This window comes from Amycolatopsis sp. La24 (assembly GCF_029087445.1).
GTDB classification, from domain to species: domain Bacteria; phylum Actinomycetota; class Actinomycetes; order Mycobacteriales; family Pseudonocardiaceae; genus Amycolatopsis; species Amycolatopsis nivea.
Genome location: NZ_JARACH010000002.1, coordinates 172360 through 195289, shown reverse-complemented (window position 1 = coordinate 195289; position 22930 = coordinate 172360). Strand labels below are relative to the sequence as shown.

The 22930-nt window shown below is 68.2% G+C and carries 25 protein-coding genes and 1 tRNA gene; 14 read left to right on the top strand and 12 right to left on the bottom strand.

The window, feature by feature from the left end; genetic code table 11:
• Positions 1-41: 41 nt before the first annotated feature.
• Positions 42-953, top strand: a complete 912-nt coding sequence (locus tag PUT80_RS04525; RefSeq protein ID WP_275291188.1) for an FAD-dependent monooxygenase — start codon at positions 42-44, stop codon at positions 951-953.
• Entirely contained in the window at positions 932-1231 is a 300-nt protein-coding gene (locus PUT80_RS04520) for a hypothetical protein (protein WP_275291187.1), read from the top strand. Before PUT80_RS04525 ends, PUT80_RS04520 begins: the two co-directional genes overlap by 22 nt.
• Position 1232: 1 nt before the next feature.
• Here PUT80_RS04520 and PUT80_RS04515 read toward each other — a convergent pair whose 3' ends face one another.
• Positions 1233-2231 carry a beta-ketoacyl-ACP synthase III gene (locus PUT80_RS04515; protein WP_037807209.1) on the bottom strand — a complete coding sequence of 333 codons (999 nt, stop codon included), beginning with the start codon at positions 2229-2231 and terminating at the stop codon, positions 1233-1235.
• 203 nt (positions 2232-2434) lie between these two features.
• Here PUT80_RS04515 and PUT80_RS04510 point away from each other — a divergent pair, with 203 nt between their 5' ends.
• Both PUT80_RS04510 and PUT80_RS04505 read left to right on the top strand, forming a co-directional pair.
• Complete coding sequence (locus PUT80_RS04510) at positions 2435-2905, top strand: Lrp/AsnC family transcriptional regulator (RefSeq protein WP_238603582.1); 471 nt, start codon at positions 2435-2437, stop codon at positions 2903-2905.
• Positions 2906-3070: 165 nt separating this feature from the next.
• Positions 3071-3478 (top strand): SsgA family sporulation/cell division regulator, encoded by a 408-nt coding sequence (locus PUT80_RS04505; protein WP_043837742.1) that lies wholly within the window; start codon positions 3071-3073, stop codon positions 3476-3478.
• An 87-nt stretch (positions 3479-3565) separates the two neighbouring features.
• On the opposite strand, the gene PUT80_RS04500 is transcribed toward PUT80_RS04505, so the two are convergent.
• On the bottom strand, positions 3566-4663 hold the full coding sequence (locus PUT80_RS04500) for a S1 family peptidase (RefSeq protein ID WP_275291186.1): 1098 nt from the start codon (positions 4661-4663) through the stop codon (positions 3566-3568).
• A gap of 358 nt (positions 4664-5021) precedes the next feature.
• Between PUT80_RS04500 and PUT80_RS04495 the strand changes: the two genes are divergently transcribed.
• The 3 genes from PUT80_RS04495 to PUT80_RS04485 are packed head-to-tail and all read left to right on the top strand — an operon-like array spanning position 5022 to position 8894.
• On the top strand, positions 5022-7829 hold the full coding sequence (locus PUT80_RS04495) for an AAA family ATPase (protein WP_275291185.1): 2808 nt from the start codon (positions 5022-5024) through the stop codon (positions 7827-7829).
• Positions 7830-7855: 26 nt separating this feature from the next.
• A complete protein-coding gene (locus PUT80_RS04490) occupies positions 7856-8530 on the top strand; it encodes a DUF1345 domain-containing protein (protein ID WP_106961501.1) in 675 nt (224 codons plus the stop codon).
• A gap of 43 nt (positions 8531-8573) precedes the next feature.
• Complete coding sequence (locus tag PUT80_RS04485) at positions 8574-8894, top strand: antibiotic biosynthesis monooxygenase (protein ID WP_275291184.1); 321 nt, start codon at positions 8574-8576, stop codon at positions 8892-8894.
• 43 nt (positions 8895-8937) lie between these two features.
• Here PUT80_RS04485 and PUT80_RS04480 read toward each other — a convergent pair whose 3' ends face one another.
• The 4 genes from PUT80_RS04480 to PUT80_RS04465 form a co-directional block, all read right to left on the bottom strand.
• On the bottom strand, positions 8938-9651 hold the full coding sequence (locus PUT80_RS04480; RefSeq protein ID WP_043837749.1) for a G1 family glutamic endopeptidase: 714 nt from the start codon (positions 9649-9651) through the stop codon (positions 8938-8940).
• A 199-nt stretch (positions 9652-9850) separates the two neighbouring features.
• A complete protein-coding gene (locus PUT80_RS04475; protein ID WP_037807201.1) occupies positions 9851-10906 on the bottom strand; it encodes an ABC transporter substrate-binding protein in 1056 nt (351 codons plus the stop codon).
• Between the two features lies 1 nt (position 10907).
• Positions 10908-11792: an ABC transporter permease gene (locus tag PUT80_RS04470; protein ID WP_134727929.1), complete on the bottom strand. Its 885-nt coding sequence runs from the start codon at positions 11790-11792 to the stop codon at positions 10908-10910.
• Positions 11782-12585, bottom strand: coding sequence for an ABC transporter ATP-binding protein (locus tag PUT80_RS04465; protein ID WP_037807196.1), 804 nt, complete (start codon positions 12583-12585; stop codon positions 11782-11784). Before PUT80_RS04465 ends, PUT80_RS04470 begins: the two co-directional genes overlap by 11 nt.
• A gap of 184 nt (positions 12586-12769) precedes the next feature.
• On the opposite strand from PUT80_RS04465, the gene PUT80_RS04460 reads away from it, so the two are divergent.
• Both PUT80_RS04460 and PUT80_RS04455 read left to right on the top strand, forming a co-directional pair.
• Positions 12770-14362 carry a sensor histidine kinase gene (locus PUT80_RS04460; RefSeq protein WP_275291259.1) on the top strand — a complete coding sequence of 531 codons (1593 nt, stop codon included), beginning with the start codon at positions 12770-12772 and terminating at the stop codon, positions 14360-14362.
• On the top strand, positions 14359-15015 hold the full coding sequence (locus tag PUT80_RS04455) for a response regulator (RefSeq protein WP_275291183.1): 657 nt from the start codon (positions 14359-14361) through the stop codon (positions 15013-15015). The genes PUT80_RS04460 and PUT80_RS04455 overlap by 4 nt, the downstream gene beginning before the upstream one ends.
• Positions 15016-15393: 378 nt before the next feature.
• Here PUT80_RS04455 and PUT80_RS04450 read toward each other — a convergent pair whose 3' ends face one another.
• Positions 15394-16050 (bottom strand): hypothetical protein, encoded by a 657-nt coding sequence (locus tag PUT80_RS04450; protein WP_275291182.1) that lies wholly within the window; start codon positions 16048-16050, stop codon positions 15394-15396.
• 121 nt (positions 16051-16171) lie between these two features.
• The gene (locus tag PUT80_RS04445; RefSeq protein WP_134727931.1) at positions 16172-17008 is read right to left on the bottom strand and encodes an SDR family NAD(P)-dependent oxidoreductase; all 837 of its coding nucleotides are present in this window, start codon (positions 17006-17008) and stop codon (positions 16172-16174) included.
• Between the two features lie 66 nt (positions 17009-17074).
• Between PUT80_RS04445 and PUT80_RS04440 the strand changes: the two genes are divergently transcribed.
• Positions 17075-17824, top strand: coding sequence for a trypsin-like peptidase domain-containing protein (locus PUT80_RS04440; RefSeq protein ID WP_134664081.1), 750 nt, complete (start codon positions 17075-17077; stop codon positions 17822-17824).
• A 13-nt stretch (positions 17825-17837) separates the two neighbouring features.
• Positions 17838-18059 (top strand): RNA-binding S4 domain-containing protein, encoded by a 222-nt coding sequence (locus PUT80_RS04435; RefSeq protein ID WP_037807659.1) that lies wholly within the window; start codon positions 17838-17840, stop codon positions 18057-18059.
• A 197-nt stretch (positions 18060-18256) separates the two neighbouring features.
• Here the strand turns inward: PUT80_RS04435 and PUT80_RS04430 are convergent, their stop codons facing one another.
• Positions 18257-19198 carry an Ldh family oxidoreductase gene (locus tag PUT80_RS04430; protein WP_275291181.1) on the bottom strand — a complete coding sequence of 314 codons (942 nt, stop codon included), beginning with the start codon at positions 19196-19198 and terminating at the stop codon, positions 18257-18259.
• 92 nt (positions 19199-19290) lie between these two features.
• On the opposite strand from PUT80_RS04430, the gene PUT80_RS04425 reads away from it, so the two are divergent.
• Positions 19291-19572: a DUF2277 domain-containing protein gene (locus tag PUT80_RS04425; RefSeq protein WP_037807183.1), complete on the top strand. Its 282-nt coding sequence runs from the start codon at positions 19291-19293 to the stop codon at positions 19570-19572.
• Between the two features lie 8 nt (positions 19573-19580).
• Here PUT80_RS04425 and PUT80_RS04420 read toward each other — a convergent pair whose 3' ends face one another.
• The 3 genes from PUT80_RS04420 to PUT80_RS04410 all read right to left on the bottom strand — a co-directional run bounded on the left by PUT80_RS04420 (position 19581) and on the right by PUT80_RS04410 (position 20479).
• A complete protein-coding gene (locus PUT80_RS04420) occupies positions 19581-19778 on the bottom strand; it encodes a KTSC domain-containing protein (protein ID WP_200864486.1) in 198 nt (65 codons plus the stop codon).
• A gap of 122 nt (positions 19779-19900) precedes the next feature.
• Positions 19901-19985, bottom strand: a tRNA-Ser gene (locus tag PUT80_RS04415).
• Between the two features lie 2 nt (positions 19986-19987).
• Positions 19988-20479, bottom strand: a complete 492-nt coding sequence (locus PUT80_RS04410; protein WP_275291180.1) for a MarR family transcriptional regulator — start codon at positions 20477-20479, stop codon at positions 19988-19990.
• Between the two features lie 513 nt (positions 20480-20992).
• Between PUT80_RS04410 and PUT80_RS04405 the strand changes: the two genes are divergently transcribed.
• Together PUT80_RS04405 and PUT80_RS04400 are read left to right on the top strand one after the other, a co-directional pair.
• Positions 20993-21925, top strand: a complete 933-nt coding sequence (locus tag PUT80_RS04405) for a neutral zinc metallopeptidase (RefSeq protein WP_043837760.1) — start codon at positions 20993-20995, stop codon at positions 21923-21925.
• 20 nt (positions 21926-21945) lie between these two features.
• Positions 21946-22923, top strand: a complete 978-nt coding sequence (locus tag PUT80_RS04400; protein ID WP_134664085.1) for an NAD(P)H-quinone oxidoreductase — start codon at positions 21946-21948, stop codon at positions 22921-22923.
• The last annotated feature ends 7 nt before the right edge of the window (positions 22924-22930 follow it).

Sequence of the window (22930 nt, the reverse complement as noted above, 5' to 3'; positions counted from 1 at the left end):
TAGATTATCTATGTAAATGAGCAACGGCAAGGAGGAGCACCATGACCCGTCGCAGTCTTCTCGTCTCCGGAGCCAGCATCGCCGGTCCCGCGCTCGCTTCCCGGCTCGCACGCTCCGGCTGGGACGTCACCATCGTCGAACGGTTCGATCATCTGCGCGAGGAGGGCCAGAACGTCGACATCCGCGGCGTCGGCCGCCAGGTGCTGCGCAAAATGGGGCTCGAAGAGGCGGTCCGCGCCGCGCACACCGGCGAGGTCGGCACGCAGTTCGTGGACGGACACGGCCGCGTGGTCGCCGAATTCCGCGCCGGCGAGGGCGATTCCGGAGGCGGGACGGCCGAGATCGAAATCCTGCGCGGCCAGCTGTCGAGACTGCTGTACGAGCAGTCAGCCGGCGAGACGACCTATCGATTCGGCGACCAGATCCAGGCGTTGCGCGACGACGGCACCGGCGTGGACGTCGACTTCCAAAGCGGTCAAACCCAGCGCTTCGACGCCGTCGTCATCGCCGAAGGCCTGCGCTCCCGCACCCGCGCGATGCTGATGCCGGACGCGCGTCCGCACGAACTCGGCCTCTACACCGCACACCTCGCGATTCCGCGCATCGCCACCGACAACGCTTGGTGGCGCACGATGTTCTGCGGCCGCGGCCGGATGTTGTTCCTGCGCCCGGACAACGTCGGCACGATGCGCGCCGGACTGTTCTTCCTGTCCGACGTGCGCGGACTGGACCGGCTGACCCCCGAAGACACCGTGTCCGTGCTGCGCAAGACGTACGCCGACGTCGGCTGGGAAGGGCCGCGCGTACTGGCTGAAATGGACAACGGCTCGCTTTACCTGGAGGGCGTCGGCCAGACGAAACTGCCGACGTGGCACCAAGGCCGGGTCGTCTTGCTCGGCGACGCCGCGTACTGCGTTCACCGATCAGCGGCATGGGCACGACGCTCGCCCTGACCGGCGCGTACATCCTGGCCGGAGAACTCATGGCGCACGAAGACCCGCAGGCGGCGTTCGGTCAGTACGAACACCGGATGCGGCCGCTGGTCGCCGAGGCGCAACGGCTTTTCCCCGGTGCGCCGCAGGTGACGATGCCGAGGTCGCGGGCGCATCGGACCGCGCTCCACGCCGCGCTGCGGATGGCGAGCACGCCGTTGGCGCAGCGGCTGGGCAAGGTCGCGGGACGGTTCGAGAAGCCACGTTCGGAAGCGATCGCGCTGCCGGAGTACGCGTAGCTCAGGGCAGCTCGGGCCAGGTCAGCACCGTGGAACCCCAGGTCAGCCCGGCTCCGAACGCGGTAAGCAGCACCCGGTGGCCCGGCGTCAGCGTCCCGTCGGCGACCGCGTCCGCGAGCGCCAACGGGATCGACGCCGCGCTGGTGTTGCCGACCCGCTCGATGTTCGACACCACCGCGTCCGCGGGCATGCCGAGCTGTTTCGCGGTCGCCTGGAGGATGCGGATGTTCGCCTGGTGCCCCACGAACCGGTCGACGTCCCCGACCATCCAGCCGGCCTCTTCCAGCACCGCGCGCGAGGATTCCGCCATCCGCGCGCACGCCTGCCGGAACACGGCCGTGCCCTGCATGACCATGAACCGGTCCTTCGGGTTCTCCGGCACCCGCTGCGCGGCACCGCCCGCCTCGACCCACAGCAGTTTGGCCAGTTCGCCCTCGCTGTGCAGGTCGAACGGGCCGAGCGCGCCGCGTTCGCCGGGCTCGCCCGCGCGCAGCAGCACCGCGCCGCCGCCGTCGCCGAAGATCGGCACCGTGGTGCGGTCGTCCGGGTCGACCAGCGAGGTGAAGACGTCCGCGCCGATCACCAGCACCCGCTCGGCCATCCCGCCCGCGATGAAGCCGGCGGCGGTGGCGAGCGCGTAGATGAAGCCGCTGCACACCGCGTTGACGTCGAGGGCCAGCACCGTGCCGAGGCCGAGCCGGGCCGCCACCTGCGGCGCGGTGGCCGGGCACAGCTGGTCGGCGGTGGAGGTGGCGAGCACGACGGCGTCCGCGTGCCCGTCCGGGCCGAGCGCCGCCCGTCCCGCCTCCTCGGCGAGATCCACTGTGGACTGGCCGGGGGCGACGCGGCGGCGCTCGCGGATCCCTGTGCGGGTGCGGATCCACTCGTCGCTGGTGTCCAGGCGGGCCGCGATCTCGTCGTTCGTCACCACGTGCTCGGGCAGCGCGCCGCCGATCCCGGCGACGACTGCGGCACGGTGGCGCGACCGGACAGCGCTCATGGCGGAACCTCCCAGACCGGCTTGTTGGCGGACGTCGCCGGTTGCCTCCCTTGTATGGCCTACCCCTGGGTAGACCGGTCAGTTGTGTTCCACATCACTAAGAGACCTCTTCCACATTCGCTCGATAGGAGGTATTGCGACCAGCGTCTCGGCGGCGTGATAAACCCGAGGCTTTTTGTCGGTCCGCCCGGTTAGCCTGAAGTGTGCGCACTCCCGACCTGGACCAGCTTGACCTCGCCATCCTCTCCTGCCTGCAGACCGACGCCCGCACGATCGCCGAGGTCATCGGGTCCAAAGTCGGCCTGTCCGCCGCGGCCGTGCAGCGGCGGATCAAGCGGCTGCGCGAAGCCGGAGTGATCGAGAGGGAGGTCGCGGTGCTGTCCCCGGCCGCGCTCGGACTGGACATGACGTTCGTCGTCATGGTCGAGATGGAGCGCGAGAGCCTGGCGGTGCTCGACGGCTTCCGCGCCCAGGTCCTCGCCGACGACTGCGTGCAGCAGTGCTACTACGTCACCGGCACCGCGGACTTCGTCCTCGTGGTCACCTGCCCGGACATGGCGGCGTTCGAGAATTTCGCGCGGCGGATGTTCTTCGACAACCCCAACGTCCGGCATTTCACCACGAGCGTGGCCATGGACCGGGTCAAAGTGGGCCTCACGCTGCCGCTTTCCTGACCTGCGCGGAAACGCAAGGGTTCTGTGTCCGGCGTTACGTGTTCGCGGCCTGATGCAACCGATCGCGTGAACGTCGGCGGAACGACGTCATGTGCTCCCGAGTCGATCATCTCCCTGCCGACCAGTTCGCGAGGCGCGAACGACCGGAGGACTCCAGGAGCAGCCGTGCACACCACCGACGCCGTACACCAGACCCAGTTCGTACTGCTGAACGAGAGCACTACGCCGGTGCTGTCCCGCCTCTCCTTCCACGTGGCGGAGCCCTACGCGGTCACCGTGGCGTTCCGGACCGAACGCGGCCGGTGGATCGAGTGGACGTTCGCCCGCGACCTGCTCGTGACCGGGCTGGACGAGCCGACCGGGATCGGCGACGTGCGGATCCGGCCGGACCTGTCCGAGGACGAGGCCTTGCTGACGCTGGAAATCGAGTCGCCCGACGGCTACGCGTCGTTCGAACTGGAACGCGCCGACCTCGAGGCGTTCCTCGAATCCTCCTACGAACTGGTGCCGCTCGGAGCCGAGAGCGAGCACTTCGACATCGACGGGCTGATCGAGGAGATCAGCAACGTCTGACCGAAGACCTGCCGATCCCGCGGCAATGCGGACAAGGGCGGTTCGAGTGCGCTGGAGGCACTCGAGCCGCCCTTGTCGCGTTTGGACTCAGCCGCGGACGAGCGTCGTGCCGGTCGCCGACAGCGCGACGTTCACCGGGTAGTAGTAGCTGTTGACGGTGTCACCGCCGGAAACCATGCCCTGTGCCTGGTTTCCGCTGATGAACGAACCGCCGGAGTCGCCGTGGTCGGACCGGGCGTTGGTGAGCACCATGCCGGTCACGGTGCCTTCCTGGTAGCGCACGGTCTGGTTCTTGGCGCGGATCGTGCCGCAGGTCCAGCCGGTGGTGGAACCGGACTTGCACACCGAAGCGCCGACGGCGGCCTCGGTGGAACCGGCGACGCGGGTGCCGTTGTTGATCTGGCCGACCGGGGTCCAGTTGCTGTTGACCCGCGCGGCCGCGTAGTCCGCGCCGGGGAAGCGGTACGTGGTGAACTGGCCCATCGCGACCCGGTTGTAGCCGGACAGCGCGCCGCCGCCGGTGAGTGCGGCGCAGTGGCCAGCGGTCAGGAAGCCGCCGTTCACCGAGAATCCGACGGAGCAGCGGGACGAGCTGCCGATGTAGTACGCGTCCCCGCCGAGGACGTTGTAGTGCGCCTTGGGCACTGCCGAGGTCTCCGTCACGGTCACCGCCGAACTGTCCACACCGGACTGGCGGACGAACTGCTCCGCCGCGGCGCGCTGTCCCTTGAGGACAGTCAGGCTGATCCGGTTGCTCGCGGTGTCGATGCCCCAGCCGGTGACCGACTTCGGCGCCGCCTTCTCGTGGGCGTTGAGCGTCTGCACGGTCGAGTCGAGCTGCCGGGCGCTGAACCGGACCACCTGTGCCTCGGCGCCGGCCGCGCGCACCTGGTCGACCAGCGCCGCGTCGGTCACCGAGACCACGGCTTTGCCGGTCGACGCGTTGAAGCTCGTGCCGCTGAAGCGTTCGCCGAGAGACTTCTCCAGTGCCGCGCCGACCTTGTTCGCGGCCTCCTCGTTCGCGAGCCGGGCGAGTGCCTGGCCGTGGGTGAGGCCGAGGTCGCGCTGCATCGCCGGGACCATGTCGGGGTTGAGCGGGGCGGCGCTGGCGGCCGGGACGCCGGCGAAGATCGCCGTCACCGCCGCGGCAGCGGTTGCGGCGCCGAGGAATCTGATGGCTTTCATGCTTCTCCCTCGCGTTCGGTTCCCCCCGGCCTCGAAGGGTGCGGCGGTGGTCCAATCCACTGCAATAAGGGGGCGCGAGAATAGGTAGCGGAGCAATCCTTAAGTAGGGACTTGTGCGACTACCGAGCGTTCGCCGCGACGGCGGGCGTCCGTGGGTTGTTCCGCTGAACCGGCGAACTCCACGAGGTTTCGCACTCTTTGTGACCGCGCGCCGGGTTTTCTTCTGCCATTTGGTTACCGTGCGGAGGCAGACGTGTGAGGAGCGTGCGCATACTCCCGTCAAGAGTCGGTTTACCCCGCCCCGCGCACTGCTTAAGCTCCGGGCGAAACGGACAAGATGCTCGCTGGGGAGGTCGTGATGTGGCCGGCCGTTCCGACGGTGGTGTCCGTGCGTCCGCGTCCGGCGGCTTTCGCCGGGCGGGACCGCGAACTCGCCGCCGTCGCCGAAGTTCTCGGACACCGGCCCGCCGCGGTGCTGGTGGAGGGCGCGCCGGGAATGGGCAAAACCCGGCTGCTCGCCGAACTCGCCGCGCGCCCGGAGTTTTCCCGCGTCCGCGTGCTGCGCGGCGCGTGCCCGCGATTGGCCGAGCCGTTTCCCTACGGTCCGGTGCTGGAAGCGTTGCGCTGCGCCGGAGATCGGCTCGGACCGCTGAGCCCGGTTGCCGGTGCGCTGCAACCACTTCTGCCGGAACTCGCCGACGTCCTGCCACCCGCGCCTGAACCGCTGCCGGACGCCAGCGCCGGGCGGCATCGCGTGTTCCGCGCGTTCCGGGAACTGCTGATCGCCTGCGGTCCGACCATCCTGCTCATCGACGATCTGCATCGCGCCGACCCGGGGACCGGCGACCTGCTGCGCTTCCTCGCCGTCGACTGGCCGCCGGAACTGGGCGTGGTCGCCACTTGCCGCGCTGGGAACTCTCGCGTTCGCACCGCGCCAGAAGTACACAGCGCGCAGGTGACGCTCGGTCCGTTGGACGCCGCGGCGGTCACCGCGATGGCTTGCGACCTCCTGGGGTTGCCCCGGATCAACGCCGAGTTCGCCGCGAAGCTGCACGAGTACACGGCCGGGATTCCTTTTGTCGCTGAAGAAACTCTCCGCGCGTTGCGGGGCGTTGAACTGACTGAGTCGGCGTTGGATCGGCTGGAAGTTCCTGCCGCGCTTCAGGAATCGGTGTCCAGGAAGCTGTCCGCGCTGACTGAGGCCGCGGTCCAGCGCACCAAAGCCGCCGCCGTGCTCAACATGCCCGCGGAGTTGTCGGTGCTGAACGAACTGGCCGGGTTGGCCGAGGACGAGAGCGCGTTGTCGGACGGGCTCTTGGACGAGGTCGACGACAATCGCTACGGCTTCAGACATCCGTTCGCGCGCAAAGCCGTGTACGATGGTCTCAGCGCGTCCGAGCGGAAATTGTTGCACACCAAGGCAATGCACCTTCCTGGTCAACCGTTGTCGCTGCTCGCCGCCCATGCGCAGGCCGCCGGACGCGTCGAGGAATGGCAGTACTACGCGGAAGAAGCGGCTGACGAAGCGATCGCGCACGGCGATACCGCACGCGCCATCGATCTGCTGCAGGCGATCGTCGCGAAGGCCGACGAGGACGCGGTCGGCCGGTTGGCGAAGAAACTCAGCGATGTGTCGCTGCGTGTCTTCCGCCCCGATGTCCATCTGACGCTGGAAAAGGTGCTCGAAGACCGGCCGCTGCCGCCAGCCGTGCACGGGACGATCCGGCTCGCGCTGGGCATGCTGCTGGTCCGCGTCGCCGGACGGCTGGAGCAGGGGCGTGCGGCAGTGGAACGCGCCGTCGCCGAGCTGGCGGACCGGCCGGAACTGGCCGCGCGCGGGATCAACCTGCTCGCGCTGCCGTTCGACGGGCTCACCCCGCTGTCCTGGCACGAGCAGTGGATGCGCCGCGCCCGGGAAGTCCACTCCGGACTGACCGATCCCGAGCTGCGGCTCGCGCTCACCGGCGACCGGATCGCGACCGCCGCGCACATCGGCGACGGTTCGGCGTGGGCGGAGTTCCAGGCGATGCCGGACACCGCGCCGAGCGTTGCCGAGCGCGTCCAGCTGGCCCGGTTGTGGTGCAATCTCGCCGACGCGCAGTCGTGGTCCGGCCACCTCGACCGGACCGAAAAGCTGGTCGCCGAAGGCCTGCGCCGGGCTTCCGAAGCCGGCGCGCTGTACCCGAAAGGCCTGATCGAAGGCACCGAAGTGCGCCTCGCCTGGTTCCGCGGCAATTGGGACGGCCTGGCCGAGGCGACCGAAGACGTCCGTACCCGGCACCCGACGCTGGGCGCGATCGTCATGGAGACGTCGCTGGTGCTGGGCGGGCTGGCCGCGGTGCGCGGCGAGTTCGCGGCAGCCCGAAGACACTTGGCCGACGCCTCGGCACACCGTCCGGGCGAAGGCCCTATCCCCGTTGTGTTGTGCGCGGCTTCGGTGTTGATCGGCGTGCACCTGTCGACCGACGACGTCGCCGCGGCCTGCGAAGCCGCCGATGTAGCTGTCGACGCCGCACGTCGCAAAGGCGTGTGGGTCTGGGCAGCGTCGCTCGTCCCAGCCGCCGCGGAGGCGTACACGCGCGCAGACCGTTGGCACGACGCCGACGCTTTCGTCGAAGAGTTCGCGCGCGGCATCGAAGACCGCGACGCACCTCTCGCCACTGCCGCCCTGCACGCTGGCCGCGCCGTCCTGACAAACGCCCGCGCGAAACACCTAGCGGCCGCGACGCTCTTCGACACCGCAGCCGACGCGTACGCAGAGCTGCCGATGCCGTACCTCGCCACCGGCATGCGTGAACGCGCGGCACGCTGTCGTCTCGAAGCAGGACAAGGCGGTGCGACAGCTGCGCTCAGTCAGGCCGCAGCTGCGTACGTACAGCTGGGTGCCACGCGCGACGCTGGCCGCTGTCATCACGTGCTTCGCGAACACGGTGCTTGGGCACCGTCACAGCGCGGCCGTCGCGGTTACGGTCGTGAGCTGTCGCCGCGAGAGCGCGAAGTCGCCGAGATGCTCGCGGAAGGCCGGACAAACCGTCAGATTGCCGACGGCCTGTTCCTGTCTCCGCGAACGGTGGAGCAGCACGTGGCGAAGGTGCTTCGCAAGCTAGGCGCGCGAAGCCGCACGGACGTCGCGAGGAAACTGCCGTCACCGGAAACCGCGCGGTAACGTGCACACCGTCCTACCGTGTGCACGTGGCTGATAAACCAGTGCCTGCCTGGCGGCGGGCGACCAAAGGCGAAACCCGGTGGCCCGCGGCGGCCGTCGTCATCGGAACCCTCGCCCTGCAGCTCGCCTTGCCCGACGAAATGGTGCTGCACCCGTGGTGGCTGCTGCCCTCGCTGACCGCGGTGCTGATCATCGCGCTGCTGTTGCTGAACCCGGGCCGGCTCACCGAGTTCAACATCGTCGAGCGCATGGTCGCGCTGACCGCGCTCGCCGTCGTCAGCGTGCTCAACGGCGCGTCCGCGGTGCAACTGGTGATCGGGATCGCACAGGGCGCGCAACGCGGGCACGCGGTGCAGGTGCTGATCAGCGGCGTGGTCATCTACTGGACCAACATCGTCGTCTTCTCGCTCTGGTACTGGGAGTTCGACCGCGGCGGCCCGGCCCGGCGCGCGGCGGGCCGGGCCGACTTCCCCGACCTGCAGTTTCCGCAGATGAGCGACCCGTCGATGGCCAAGGCCGAATGGGAACCGCGGTACCTGGACTACCTCTACACGTCGTTCACCAACGCCACCGCGTTCAGCCCGACCGACGTCATGCCGCTGCGGATCTGGGCGAAAATGACCATGATGGTCCAGGCCGGGATCTCGCTGCTGCTCGCGCTGATGGTGTTCGCCTGGGCGGTCAACGGCCTCCAAGGCTGAAACCCGCTGGCCTCGCCCGCGTCCGACAGGTATATCTCCGGCCATGGAGCTTCCCGAACCGCCGTACTACGCGGTGATCTTCACGTCCCGGCGCACCGACGGCGACCGCGGTTACGCCGAGCGTGCCGCCTACCTGGCCGAACTCGCCGCGAAACAGCCCGGCTACCTCGGCATCAACTCCGTCCGCGACGAGTCCGGGCTCGGCATCACCGTGTCGTACTGGCAGGACGAGGAATCCATCGCCGGATGGCGCACCAACCTGGAGCACACCGAAACCCGCAACCAGGGCCGCGCCGAGTGGTATCGCGAGTTCGACGTCCAGGTCTCCCGGGTCGAACGCGCCTACCGCTTCGAACGTCCGTGAAAGGGCCCCTGAGGGAATTGGATTCCCTCAGGGGCTTTGCTTTTTACTGACGGGTCATGGTGAAGCTCTGGCCGTCCGAGCCGATCGCACCGGGGGTCCAGGTCGCGCTGCCGCCGTCGTCCGCGTTGAGGCCCTGCGGGCTGGTGTCGGCGAGGTTCTTGCCGTCGAACTTGACGCCGTCGAACTTCACGCCGCCGTTGATCGCCGGGTACGAATCGGACGGCGATTCGATGATCGCCTCCGCCGACGAGTGCTTCGCGTTCAACGACTGCGTGGTCGTCTTCGTCCAGCCTTGGGTGTCGTTCTTCAGGTCGAGTTTGTAGCTGTTGTTGCTGCGCGTGACCGTCGCGGTGATGTGGTCGCCCGCCTTTACCGGTGCCTCGCTAGCCGAGTAGTAAACCGGTGCGGCCGGGTACATTTCGTACCACGCCTGGTACTGCGGGCTGCCGCTGGAGCAGTCGGTCGCGACGCCGGTCTGCTCCACAGAGGACGATCCGTCGCCGTCGATGCCGACCCACGGCGCGAACAGGTCGTTGCTGGAATTGCAGGTCGCCGCCGGTTCGGTCCAGCCCGCGGTCGCGGTGGTGAAACTGCCGAAACTGACGTAGCCGCCCCAGTTTCCGCCGGAGTAGTGGTTTCCGTGGAAGTGCTTGCCGAACGTCACGGGCCCGGCTCCCGCGCCTGCCACGAGGGTCGCGGCCGCGAACGCGCCGACCGCCAGCAATCCGAGGGGACGACGGAAAGATCGTGAACTCATGGGCATCCAATCTGGTCACGGGAGTGCCTGCGCGTACCAGTGTTGAATTTCGCTCGCCCGGGTTGGTAGCTACTTTCGAAGGGTATTCACATCTCGGGAAATCTTCACCAAATGTCCCGATTCTCCTTTGTGTACACGGAAGTCCGTGCCCGCCCGCCTGGGGAGGCAGCGGGCCGGCACGGACTCCTTCCGAAGTGGACTACCGCGCCGTACGGGCGTGCGCGGCGTCCACGAACTGGGTGGTGTACGTCTTGGACAAATCGATCTTGTCCTTTTTGGGCTTCACGTTGCTGGAAGACGCACCCAGCACCTTCAGCACGTTCTGCGCGCCGGACGGGTCCATCCGGCCGTCCTTGGTGAACATCGGCAGACTGTCCTTGAGCGACTTGATGTACAACGCCTTGTCCCCGCCCGCGAACGACGGCGGCATCAGATCCGCCACCTGTTCCGCGGTGTGCGTGGAAAGCCACTTCAGCGAATTCACATACGCGTTGGCGAGTTTCTGCACGACGTCCGGATAGCGTTTCACGATTTCGCAGCTCATGTACAGCGAACTCGCCGGGTAAAGCCCGCCCAGCGCCGCGCGCGTGCCTTCCGGCGTGCGCATGTCGTAGAGCACCTTGGCCTGTCCGGTGTTGGTCAACTGCGCGATGGTCGGGTCGGTCGTCATGCCCGCGTCGATCGAACCTTGTTGCATGGCAGAGATAAACGTCTGCCCGGCCCCGACCTTCACCGGCGTGTAGTCCTTGCTGCCGACGCCGCCGCGGCTGGCGAGCGCCTTGGTGAGGAAGTCGGTCGACGACCCCAGCGACGTCACGCCGAGATTCTTTCCGCGGAAGTCCGCGCCGGACTTGATGTGCCCGGCCTTCGGGGTCGCGACCATTTCCGCTTCCCCCGGCACATTCGCGAACTGCACCACGCTGGTGATGCATTGGTCCTTGGCCTGCAGGTCGATCGTGTGGTCGTAGAACCCGACTACGCCCTGCACTTCCCCGGCCAGCAGCGAGGTTTCCGCGTTGGCCCCGGACGGCTGGTCGAACAGTTCGACGTCAAGGCCCTGCTTCTGGTACTCGCCAAGCTGCTTCGCGAGCTGCCCCGGCAGATAGATCACTTTGGACAGCCCGCCGACCATGATCTTGATGTGCGGCCGTCCGCCGTTGCCGAGGTCGATCTCCCGGGAATCCCGGCAGGCGCTCACCCCGGCCACGGTCACCAGCGCGGCCGCCGCGACCGCGAGTGTCCTTTTCAGCCGCATGTCAGATCCCCTGGCTCGCCTGGGCCGAAACCTGCGGACGCCAACGCAGCAGTTTGCGCTCGGCCGAACTGATCAGCCATTCCGCGAACAGCGCGACGACCATGATCACGATCATCCCGGCGTAAACCCCGGCGGTGTCGAACGTGCCCTGCGCGTTGGCGATCAGGAAGCCCATGCCCGCCTTGGCGCCGGTGTACTCACCGACGACCGCACCGATCAGCGCGAAACCGAACGCGACGTGCAGCGACGAAAGAATCCACGACGTCGCACTGGGCAGCACGATCGATTGCAGCACCTGCCAGCGCGTCGCACCGAGAATGCGGGCGTTGTCGATCAAGTTCCGGTCCACCTCGCGGGCACCGGTGAAGGCGTTGAAGAACACCGCGAAGAACACGAGCACGAACACCGTCGCGACCTTCGAGGACAGCCCGAGTCCGAACCAGATCACGAACAGCGCGGCGAGCACGATACGCGGCATCGCGTTGGCTGCCTTGATGAACGGGGCCAGCACCTCGGCGAGATACGCGCTGCGGCCGAGAATGACGCCGCAGATCACGCCCGCGACCGCGCCGAGCACGAACCCGATCACGGCTTCCTCGACGGTCACCAGGATCTGGTACCAAATGGTCCCGAAATCGGTCCCGGTCGTGAACCATTCGGTGAGCCGTTCCCAGATCTTCGACGGCATCGAATAGAAGAACGGGTCGATCCAGAACCGGCCCGCGATCTCCCACAGTCCAAGCCACGCAACGAGAATCGCCAGCCGCAGCAGCCAGACGTTGCGTCGGCGCGCGGCGGTGCGCGTCTTCTGCCGCGCAATAATGCTCGCCTCGTCCTCGATCCGCGGGTTCGGGTTGGACGGGCCGACAGTCAGATCAAGCGACACCGGTCGCTCCCTTCTGGCGGGCCTTGTCGACCTCGCCGCGCAGCGATTCCCAGATGTCGGAGTAGAGCTTGCGGAATTCCTCGGTCAGCCGCAGGTCTTCCACCTTGCGCGGCCGCTCGAGCGGAATCTCGAAGACGTCCTTGACCGTCGCCGGGCTGGTGGTCAGCACGACCACCTTGTCCGCCAACGCGATCGCCTCGTCGAGGTCGTGCGTCACGAAGATCACCGCGGCTCCGGTACCGGACCACAGCCGGAGCAACTCGTCCTGCATCAGCGCGCGAGTCTGGACGTCGAGCGCGGAGAACGGCTCGTCCATCAGCAGGATTTTCGGCTCGGTGACCAGCGTCTGCGCCAACGCGACGCGCTTGCGCATCCCGCCGGAAAGCTGGTGCGGGTAGTACTTCTCGAACCCGGCCAGCCCGACGCGGCCGATCCAGTCGGCGGCTTTCTTCCGAGCGTCCTCTTTGGACGCACCGCGGAACCGCGGCCCGGACGCGACGTTGTCCAGCACCGAACGCCACGGCATCACCGCGTCGGTCTGGAACATGTAGCCGACGCCGTCCGGAATGGACTTCACGTCGGAGCCGTGCACGACGACCCGGCCCGCCGACGGCGGCTGCAACCCGGAGACCAGGGACAACGTGGTGGATTTACCGCACCCGGTCGGCCCGACCACGGCGACGAACTCCCCCGGTTCGACGGTCATGGTCAGCTCGCGGACAGCGGTGTGGACAGAACCTGATCCGCTCGGGAACCTTTTGGTGGCGCCGATCAGTTCGATGAGTGGGGCCATCGAGGTGACTCCTTCGTCACGGTGGGGACTCGCTCGAGGCAGGTTAAGTTCGGGTTTCGCGGCGGAGAAGCTTGTCGACGTTCTGCGTGCGCTCTGCGCGTTCTCCACGTTTTGCTCGTTTAGCGCACAGCGCTGAGCTGGGGGTATGTTCCCTGGCATGCCGAAGTGGGCGCTCTTTCCGCGGATGCGGTTCACCCGTCAGGTGCTGCTGTTGCAGATCGGCGTGGTGGTCCTCGTCGTGGGCCTCGGCGTCGCCTTGATCAGCTGGCTCCTGCGCACGACGCTGACCGAACAGTACGGCCAACGCGCCTTGGCGATCGCGAAATCAGTGGCCACGGAACCCGTGGTGATCGCCGGTGCGGCCTCCCGGAAACCCAATCCGGACCTGCAGCAGCGAGTCGAGGCGGAGACCCAGACCGACGATGCGCTGCTGTTCGTGGTCATCACGGACGATCACGGCATCCGGCTTGCCCACCCCACGTTGTCCGAGGTCGGCAAGCAGGTGAGCACGCCGTGGGAGGAAGTGATCGCGGGCAATGACGTGGTGAGCGAGTTCAACGCGGGCACCTTGGGACCGTCCGTGCGCAGCAAGACCCCGATCAAACAAGGCTCGCGGGTCGTCGGCGAGGTGAGCGTCGGCTACCGCGTCGGCGAGCTGACCGGCGACTTCAACCGGCTCTTCATCCTGACCATGGTCTTCGGCGGCGGCGCGCTCCTGATCGGCGCGGGTGCATCGGCGCTGCTCAATCGCCGTCTGCGCCGCGTCACCCACGGCCTCGAACCCCACGAACTGACCGAACTGCTCTACGAACACGAAGCCGTCCTGCACGGCATCGGCGAAGGCGTGCTGGCCGTCGACGCGGAACACCGGGTGACCGTCCGCAACGACGAAGCCGAACGCCTCCTCGGCACCCCGCTCCCGGTCGGCGCACCGCTGGAGGACCTGGACCTGTCCCCGCGAGTGCACAAAGCCGTCGCCGAAGGACGGCCAGTGGACAACCTCCTGGCGGTAGCCGGAAACCGGGTCCTGGTGATCAATTCCCGTGCCGTGCAACGGGATGAACGCGCGCTGGGCACCGTCCTGACCTTCCGCGACCGCACCGACCTCGACACCCTCACCCGAGAACTCGACGGCATCCGCTCGCTGTCCGACGGCCTCCGCGCGCAACGGCACGAGTTCGCGAACCGCCTGCACACCCTGTCCGGCCTGCTGCAGCTAGGCCACCACGCCGAAGCCGAGGAATACCTGCAAACCCTCACCGAAACCACCGCCTCGCGCGCGGAACCACTCGACGACCGGGTGACCGATCCGTACCTGCAAGCTCTGCTGGTCGCGAAAACCGAGCAGGCGCAGGAAAAAGGCATGGAACTGCGGCTGGCCGACGACGCCTGGGTCCCTGCCTCGGTGACCGACCCGATCGCCGCGGGAACCGTGATCGGCAACCTGGTCGACAACGCCCTGCACGCCGCCCGCATGGGCCCGCGCCGCCCCGCGTGGGTCGAGGTCGGCCTGCTCGCCGATGGCTCCACTTTGCACGTGTCCGTTGTGGACAGCGGGCCAGGAATCGACGATGCGTTAAGGGGCAAGCTTTTCGACGAGGGAGTGTCCACAAAGCTCAGTCCTGGACACGGCCTCGGACTGGCCTTGGCCCGCCAAGCCGCCCGGGCCCGCGACGGCGACGTATGGCTCGCCGACCCCGGCGGCGCGACGACCGGCGCGTTGTTCGTCGCCAAACTTCCCGGCCTGCTGGACCGACCCGAGGAGACCGACGCATGATCCGCACCCTGATCGTGGACGACGATTTCCGCGTCGCCGGCGTGCACGCGGGATTCGTGTCGGAGGTACCGGGCTTCGCCGTCGCCGGGGTCGCGCACACCGCCGCCGAAGCCCGCGCCCGCGTACGCGAACTGGCCCCGGACCTGGTGCTGCTGGACGTCTACCTGCCGGACGAGCCCGGCCTTTCCGTCCTGCCCGACCTGAAAACGGACACCATCGTGCTGTCCGCCGCCACCGACGCCGCGTCCATCTCCGCCGCGATCCGCGCAGGGGCCCTGAACTACCTGATCAAACCGTTCACGACGCGCCAGTTGTCGGAACGCCTCACTTCGTACGCCCGATACCGCGGCCTGGTCACGACCGAACGCCCGATGTCCCAAGACGACGTGGACCGCGCCTTCCGAGCCCTCCACGACCAGGACCGCGCGGCGACGCCAAAGGGCCAGTCAAGCGCGACGGCCCGCCTGGTGTCAGAGCGCCTGCGCGGTTCGCCGACCCCGCTCTCGGCCGCCGAAGTAGCCCGCGAACTCGGCATGGCCCGTGCCACCGCGCAGCGCTATCTGACCGCGCTGGCAGAGTCGGGAGCAGTGGAAATGCGGCTTCGCTACGGCGCGACCGGACGCCCAGAACACGAATACGACTGGATCGGCTGACCCCGACGCCCCGCGGCTGCCCTCGCAACCAACGCACGCCTGCCGACCGCCGAGGGGTCGCGGCTGACCCCGGCGGGTCCGCAAGCCAGCAGCGAATCAGCTGACCGGACAACCGCAGCCAGCCCGCTTGCTGATCTCGGCCCACCCGGCAACCGCAGCCAACCCGCTCGCCAACCTCAACCCGCCCAGCAACCACAACCAGCCCGCCTGCCGACCTCAGCTCACCCGACAACCGCAGCCAACCTGCTCGCCAACCTCAGCCCGCCCAGCAGCCACAGCCAACCCGCCTGCCGATCTCAACCCGCCCAGCAACCGCAGTCAACAGCCCCATGCTCTTGCAGCAGCCGTCAACCCGAGCCAGCGTCCGCTCGCTGATTCTCAGCGACCGCCAGCCATCCGCTGCGCCGCGTCGAGCCACGGTTTCCAGTCGAGGAACTGGTCGATGCCCGTCCGCGCCGGGGTCTTGCTCGGCGCGGGCGTCGCGAGGTCCGCGCGCGGATCGGCCTGCTCCGAAGAATCCGGAGCCGACGTCGCGCGCGGCGTGGTCGAGTGGACCGGGTTGTGCCGCCGCACCGGGGTGTCGTGTGAGGGCACCGGGACGTACACCGTGACCGGCGGCGCGGTCTGCGTCACCGGCGGCGTGATCGTCGACGGCACGGGAATCTGCTGCTCCGCGATCGGAACGCGCTGTTCAGCCTGCACGACGGCGTCATCCGCGGGCTGCCCGGGCAGCGCACCGGTGAAGAATCCTCCGGCGAGCCAGCCGAGTCCGACCAGGACCACAGCCAGCCCGGCGCCGACCCACACCCGGGCCCGGCGCCGCGACGCGACTGCGCGCGGGCGTTCCTCGGCGGGCGCGCACCCGGCGATCACCGGGATCTGCTGGGTCGATTCGCAGCTCGTCTCCGGCGCGGCCTCGTCCGGCAGCCGGGGCCCGCGCGGCAGGCTCGCGGCGATAATGCCGGTGCGGTCGACCAGTTCCCCGGCGGCGCGGTCGGCGGGCGCGGCCAATCGGCGCTCGGCAAGGCGCAGCATCGAGGGCTACCTCCGGGGTGCGGACACACGAGTGGACTGGCAGCATTCTGCGACATTCCCGAGGGTTTCGGTGAAAATGCAACTCCATCGGGTGATCAAGAATGCGGACAGTCGCGACGAGTTATCCGTTCCGCTCGATGCGTTTGAGTCCCTGGCGCGCCAAAACCGCGAGCGGACGCTGGTATGCCGAACCGAGGACACGCGGGATCGCGTCGATCACGTACGCGTCCGGTCCGATGAGGATCCGCGCGGACCGCCTGCGTACGCCGCGCAGGATGGTCTCGGCCGCTTTCTTCGGTGTGGTAAGGGCGATTTTGTCGAATCCGGCCGCCGCTTTGGCTTGGTCGCCGGCTGCTCCGCCGCGCGCGTTGCGGGCGATGTTGGTCTTGATCCCGCCCGGGTGCACGCAGCTGACGCCGACCGGATGCCGCGCCGCGAGCATTTCTTCGCGCAGCGACTCGGTGAATCCGCGAACGGCGAACTTCGCCGCGTTGTAGGCACTCTGCGTAGGCACTCCGACGAATCCGAACACGCTGGAGATATTGACGACGTACCCGTCGCCGGAGTCGATGAGGTGCGGCAGGAATGCCTTGGTGCCGTTGACGACGCCGCCGAGGTTGACGCCGAGCAGCCAGTCGAAATCCTCGAACGTCATGTCCTCGACCGTCGCGCCGAGCGCCACGCCCGCGTTGTTGACGACGAGGTTGACCCGGCCGTGCTCCCGCGCGACGTCCTCGGCATGGGCGAGAACCGCGGCCCGGTCGGCCACGTCGAGGGAATGCCCCCGCACCTCGGCCCCGCGTTCGCGGGCTTCGCGCACGGTTCCGTCGAGCCCTTCGGCGTCGACATCGGACAGTTCGAGAAGCGCGCCGTGCAACGCGAGTTCGAGCGCCAGCGCCCGCCCGATGCCCGAGCCCGCTCCGGTGATCACTGCGACTTTGTTCGAGAAGTCCTTCATCGTCTCCCCACCCTGGTCTCACCGCGTTCTCTGATACTAGTGACGAGGACCAGTACTGGAGGTGGCATGCGGCGCACGGTGATCGGGCTGTTCGCACTAATGAGTGCGAGCGGGACCATCGTGGCTTGTGCTGAGCACGCAGCGGAACCAGCGGTCGCCCCGTCGACCCCGGCGAAGCCGATCCAAGCGTCCATCGGCGCACTGTTCGTCGACGGCTCGCATTACTGCACAGCGAGCGTCGTGCACAGCCCCCGAGGCGACGAACTGCTCACCGCCGCACACTGCCTCCACGACGGCGAAGGCGGCGGTTACCTGGCCAATGTCACCTTCGCCCCGGGTTTCCACGACGGCGTCGCGCCCTACGGCTACTGGCAGGTCGGGAACGAACTGGTCGCACAGAGCTGGATCGACTCGTCCGATCCCAACCTCGATGTCGGTTTCGCAACCGCCCGCCAAGACGGTTCCCCCGAGCCCTTGGAAGCGGTAACGGGAGCCAACCAACTAGGCACGAACGGCCCCTTCGCGCGCCCCGTGACGGTCGCCGGCTACCCGGACGGCGTCGACGAGGTCGCCACCTGCGAAACGCACACCCAGCAGCAAGACGAACACCAGATCAGAGTCGACTGCCCAGGCTTCGCCACCGGCACGAGCGGCAGCCCCCTGGTAGCCGACCCGTCCCCCGACACGAAAACCGGCACCGTAGTAGGCGTAATCGGCGGCTACGAAGCAGGCGGCTACACCGACGACATCTCGTACTCGAGCTACTTCGACGACCAGATCGCCGATCTGTACAACCGAGCGACGACGATGCCGTGACATGATGCGTCCCATGAGCACGCGCGACGTCCCGATCACCGGAGAGCCGATCCGGCTGGGCCAATTCCTGAAACTGGCCGACCTCGCGGACAACGGCTCGCACGCAAAAGACCTGATCGACGCAGAAGAAGTAACGGTCAACGGCGAAGTAGAAACCCGCCGAGGCCGCCAACTAGCAGACGGCGACGTAGTCACGGTAGGCACCGAAAACGCACGGGTCTCCCTGGAACACTAAGCAAACCGCAGCGAGCACACCAAACGAGCGAGGCACCCACACCTCCCCCGCACCCCGATACGAAGCTCTCCTGCGGTCTGGGGGTGCTTGTCAAGGCATCTTTCCCGCCTTGACAAGCACCCCCAGACCGTCAGCACAATCAAGCTTCGGGGTGCCCCACGCGACCACAAGCGAGGTCGCCGCCAGGCGACGAGCAGTCACCCGACCGTAGACAACGGCGCCCTCCCCAACTTCAACGCCAACGAATCCAGCTGCCTCCGCACCGCCCCAGGCAACGGCACCCCCAACGCCCGGCACTGCTCCAAATACTGAGCCTCCCGCCACCCCGGATACCGCACCGGCGCACCCCCTTCCCACCCGAGCATGCTCCCGAACACCGCACTGGCCGCCCGATAAAACCCATCGGCACTACGCAACGTCGTAGGCGCGATCGCGAGCACCAGCAACCCAGTGTCATGCTCATGATCAGCAACCCCGGACAACACCCCAGCCAGCACATCCACCATGAGGGCGAACCCAGCGAACTGCGGATTCCGAGCAGCATCAGCAAGATCGATATCGAACACAAACTCCGGATAAGCCCCCGCAGGAGCCGCCATCCCCAACGGATGCACCGGCTGATCCGCATACCCCCCGGCAGCCATCACAATCCCGATCATCCCGTGCGGCAACGCTCGAGCAGCATGATGCCCGACCCGCCCGAACGGCCCCACCCCACGCACCGACAGCAGTCCGACCCCGAACCGCCCGGCCCGCTGCACCGCGCGATCCATCGCGTCACCCACCGCCCAAAGCCCGGACGCCCGCCGGTAATCAATGAGCGCCGCGGCCCCACGATCGGCGATCAGCAACGGCTGAGCACCAGGACTGACCAATCCGTTTTCGATCGCGGGCAGATGCACCCGCGTCAACTCACCGACGCCCGTTTCCGGCGCGCCGGTGAGATCGCCATGGCACAACGCTTCCGAGGCCGGACGCGCACGCTCTTCGGGAAAGCCTTGTGCCATCAGGACAACGGAAACGAGCGTGACCAGTTCGTCGGCGGGAACGCGGTGCCAGGCCTGCTCGGGAATCGGGGTGTCGGCGGGAACTTCCGGGACGGGGCGGCTGAGCCGGGGAGCACGCGGTCTGAGGGGCACTTCATCAAGGTTGCCGGGCGATCTCGGACCCCGTCAACGAGGTTGGCCCTAGAGTGTGATGCGGTCAGCCGCAGAGACGTACCCTGAAGCGCATGTGCCGAAACATCACGACGCTCCGCGGCCTGCAGCCCGCCGCCACCACGGACGAGATCGAAGCCGCGGCACGCCAGTACGTGCGCAAAGTGACCGGGGTGCAGTCCCTTTCGGACGCGACGCGCGAACCGTTCGAGGCGGCGGTCGCCGAAATCGCCCAGATCACCGCGCGACTGCTGGAGGAACTCCCGCAGCGCCGCCAGCCGCCCGCGACCGTGCCGCCGCTGCGCCGCCCGGAGGTCCAGGCGCGGATCGCCCAGCGCGAGGCCAAGAAAGCCTGACGCCGCAATCACTCCGCCTCTTGCCCGGGAAACCTCGGCTTGATCTCCTGGTTGAGGTAGCGCCCCGGGCTCTCGGCGGCCATCAGCTCGCGATGCACTCGCGCGGGCACGAGGTGGTAGCGGTAGACGCTGCCGTTGCGGAACCCGATTTCCAGCACCGACTTCGCGGCGTCGTAGCCGACGTCGCGAATGACGGAAGACTCCACGGGAACCCGGCGCACAGCACGGTCAGGGTACCCGCGCGGACGCGGGACCGGCAGCCGGAGAAAAACGGCCCCGTCTCCCGCGGGATGCGCGGAATCCGGGGCCGGACACTCGAGGCGTCAAGCGGAAGCGGAGGGATTTGAACCCCCGGTAGGTTTCCCTACGGACGCTTTCAAGGCGTCTGCATTCGGCCGCTCTGCCACGCTTCCTTCTAGGTCAGGGTATCGCGCCGTCCTTCGACGTCGTCCAGGTGTTCGAGGACCCGGGTGAACGCCGTGGCCATCGCCGTCTGCTCGTCGGGCGTCAGCAGGTCGACGAGGTGCTCGCGGGCGCCGCGCACGTGCGTCGGCGCGGCTTTGTCCAGTACGTGCTGGCCGGCGTCGGTCAGCTCCGTCAGCACCCCGCGTTTGTCTTCCGGGTCCGGGCGGCGGGTGACCAGCCCGGCGACCTCCAGTTTGCCGATCTGGTGCGACAGCCTGCTCTTCGTCGAGCCCAGCTGCGCCGCCAGTTCGGTCATCCTGGTGCACCGGTCCGGGGCCAGGTTCAGGCACACCAGGACCTCGTAGTCGGCGAGCGAGATGCCGTGGCCTTCGGACAGTTCGCGGTGCAGCCGCTGGCGCAGCCGCAGCGACGCGACGATGTAGGCCCGCCAGGCGCGCTGTTCTGCCGGGTCGAGCCAGCGCACGTCCTGGTCATCGCTCATATCGGGCAGCCTAGAAGGCCGGTTTTGCCCCGCCGCTTCGGCCCGCCGTGAAATTTCCGGCCGAACTTCCCCCAATGGAGGGTTACGAAAAGGTTGAGACTCGGCGCGAAGAAGCGCATCCTCGGGAGACAGCGGAGGGATGACGAGGATCCCGGAGCGCGCCGAAGGGCACGCCGGCCCCGATGTCCCCCCGGGAGAGGCCAGGTGGTGGCATGGCAGGTAGTTCCCGCGGTTGACCGCCCGCTGTGTCCCCGCGATCGGCACGGCCCCGTTCCGGTTCGGTCGCGATTGCGAACAGCACGAGCACCCCGTGCGCTCCGGCATCGGCCACGCGCACCGGCGTCGTTATGCCGCTGCTTCTCTTCGCGGCCTCGGCACCGCGAAGGCAGCGCCGGACGCCAGCCCGGCCGGTGGCCAACCGCTGTCAACGAAACCTCGGTAGTACCTGGGTGCGGCCCCCAGCGCAGGGGCCGCACCCAGCCTTGTTTCCAGGTTTGCGGCTACCCTTTCCGCGTGCGATTCGACGACAACGCGGATCTGGACGCCTCTGAGATCCAGGACATGCGCGGCAGCGGCGGGGGCGGCGGCATCGGCGGCCGCGTGGCCATCGGCGGCGGCGGGCTCGGCCTCGTCGGCCTGGTCATCTACTTCCTGTTTTCCCAGTTCGGCGGCATTCCCAGCACCGGGACCTCGCCCGCGGCGGGCGGGATCGGGCTCAGCGACGTCCAGTCCGGGCAGCAATTGGACGCCGGCACGCTCGCGAAGAAGTGCAAGACCGGAGCCGACGCGAACCGCGACCACGACTGCGCGATCGTCGCGATCGTCAACTCCATCCAGGACTACTGGACCCAGGAGTTCTCCCGTTCCGGCCAGACCTACCGCAAGGCGACGACCCGCTTCTTCACCGGCGGCGTGCGCACCGGCTGCGGCGGCGCGACGTCGGACACCGGCCCGTTCTACTGCCCGGCCGACTCGTACGTGTACATCGACCTGTCGTTCTTCAACGAGCTGAAGACCCGCTTCGGCGCGAAGGGCGGGCTGTTTACCGAGGCGTACGTGCTGGCCCACGAATACGGCCACCACGTGCAGAACCTCACCGGCACGTCCAAGCGCGGCACCGGCACCGGGCCGACGTCCGGTTCGGTCCGGCTGGAACTGCAGGCCGACTGCTACGCGGGCGTCTGGGCCAACCACGCCAGCACGACCCCGACCAGCTCCGGGAAACCACTGGTCCAGGACGTCACCCAGGACGACATCTCGCGCGCGCTCGACACCGCGTCCCGGATCGGCGACGACTACATCCAGAAGAACCTCGGCAACGGCCACGTCGACAAGTCGAGCTTCTCGCACGGCACCTCGGCGCAGCGCGAGAAGTGGTTCACCACCGGCTACCGCACCGGCCAGCCCGCGAGCTGCAACACCTTCAGCACCAACGATCTCGGCTGACCCGGGATACAGTCGGGCGCATGCACGCGATCACGATCCGCGAACCCGGTGCCCCTGACGTGCTCGAATGGACCGAGGTCCCCGATCCGGAACCCGGGCCCGGCGAGGTGCTGCTGGACGTCACGGCCAGTGCGGTCAACCGCGCCGACCTGCTGCAGCGGCAAGGCAACTACCCGCCGCCGCCCGGGGCGAGCGACATCCTCGGCCTGGAATGCTCCGGCACGATCGCCGAACTCGGCGAGGGCGTCGAGGGCTGGCAGGTCGGCGACGAGGTGTGCGCGCTGCTCGCCGGCGGCGGGTACGCCGAACGCGTCGCGGTCCCGGCCGGGCAGCTGCTGCCGGTGCCCGCCGAGATCGAGACGGTCGCCGCGGCCGGGATGCCCGAGGTGGCCTGCACGGTGTGGGCGAACGTCGTGATGCACGCCGGTCTCGGCGAGGGCCAGGTCCTGCTGGTGCACGGCGGGGCGGGCGGCATCGGCACGCACGCGATCCAGGTGGGCAAGGCGCTCGGCGCGACCGTCGCGGTCACCGCGGGTTCGCCCGAACGGCTCGAACGCTGCCGCCAGCTCGGCGCGGACCTCACGATCAACTACAAGGAAGAGGACTTCGTCGAGGTGCTGCGCGCCGAGACGAAGGGCGCCGACGTCATCCTCGACAACATGGGCGCGAAGTACCTTGGCCGCAACGTCGACGCGCTCGCCGTCGACGGCCGCCTGGTCATCATCGGCATGCAGGGCGGGGTCAAGGGCGAGCTGAACATCGGCAAGCTGCTGGGCAAACGCGCGAGCGTGTTCGCGGCCGGGCTGCGTGCCCGCCCGCTCGACCAGAAAGCGGCGATCGTCGCGGATGTCCGGAATCGCTTGTGGCCCTTGGTGGAACAGGGTTCGGTGCAGCCGATCGTCGGCGACGTGGTGCCGATGGCCGAGGCCGCGTCCGCGCACCGGATGCTCGAGGAGGGCAGCATCTTCGGGAAGGTCCTGCTGGCCGCGAAGTCGTGATGCGGCG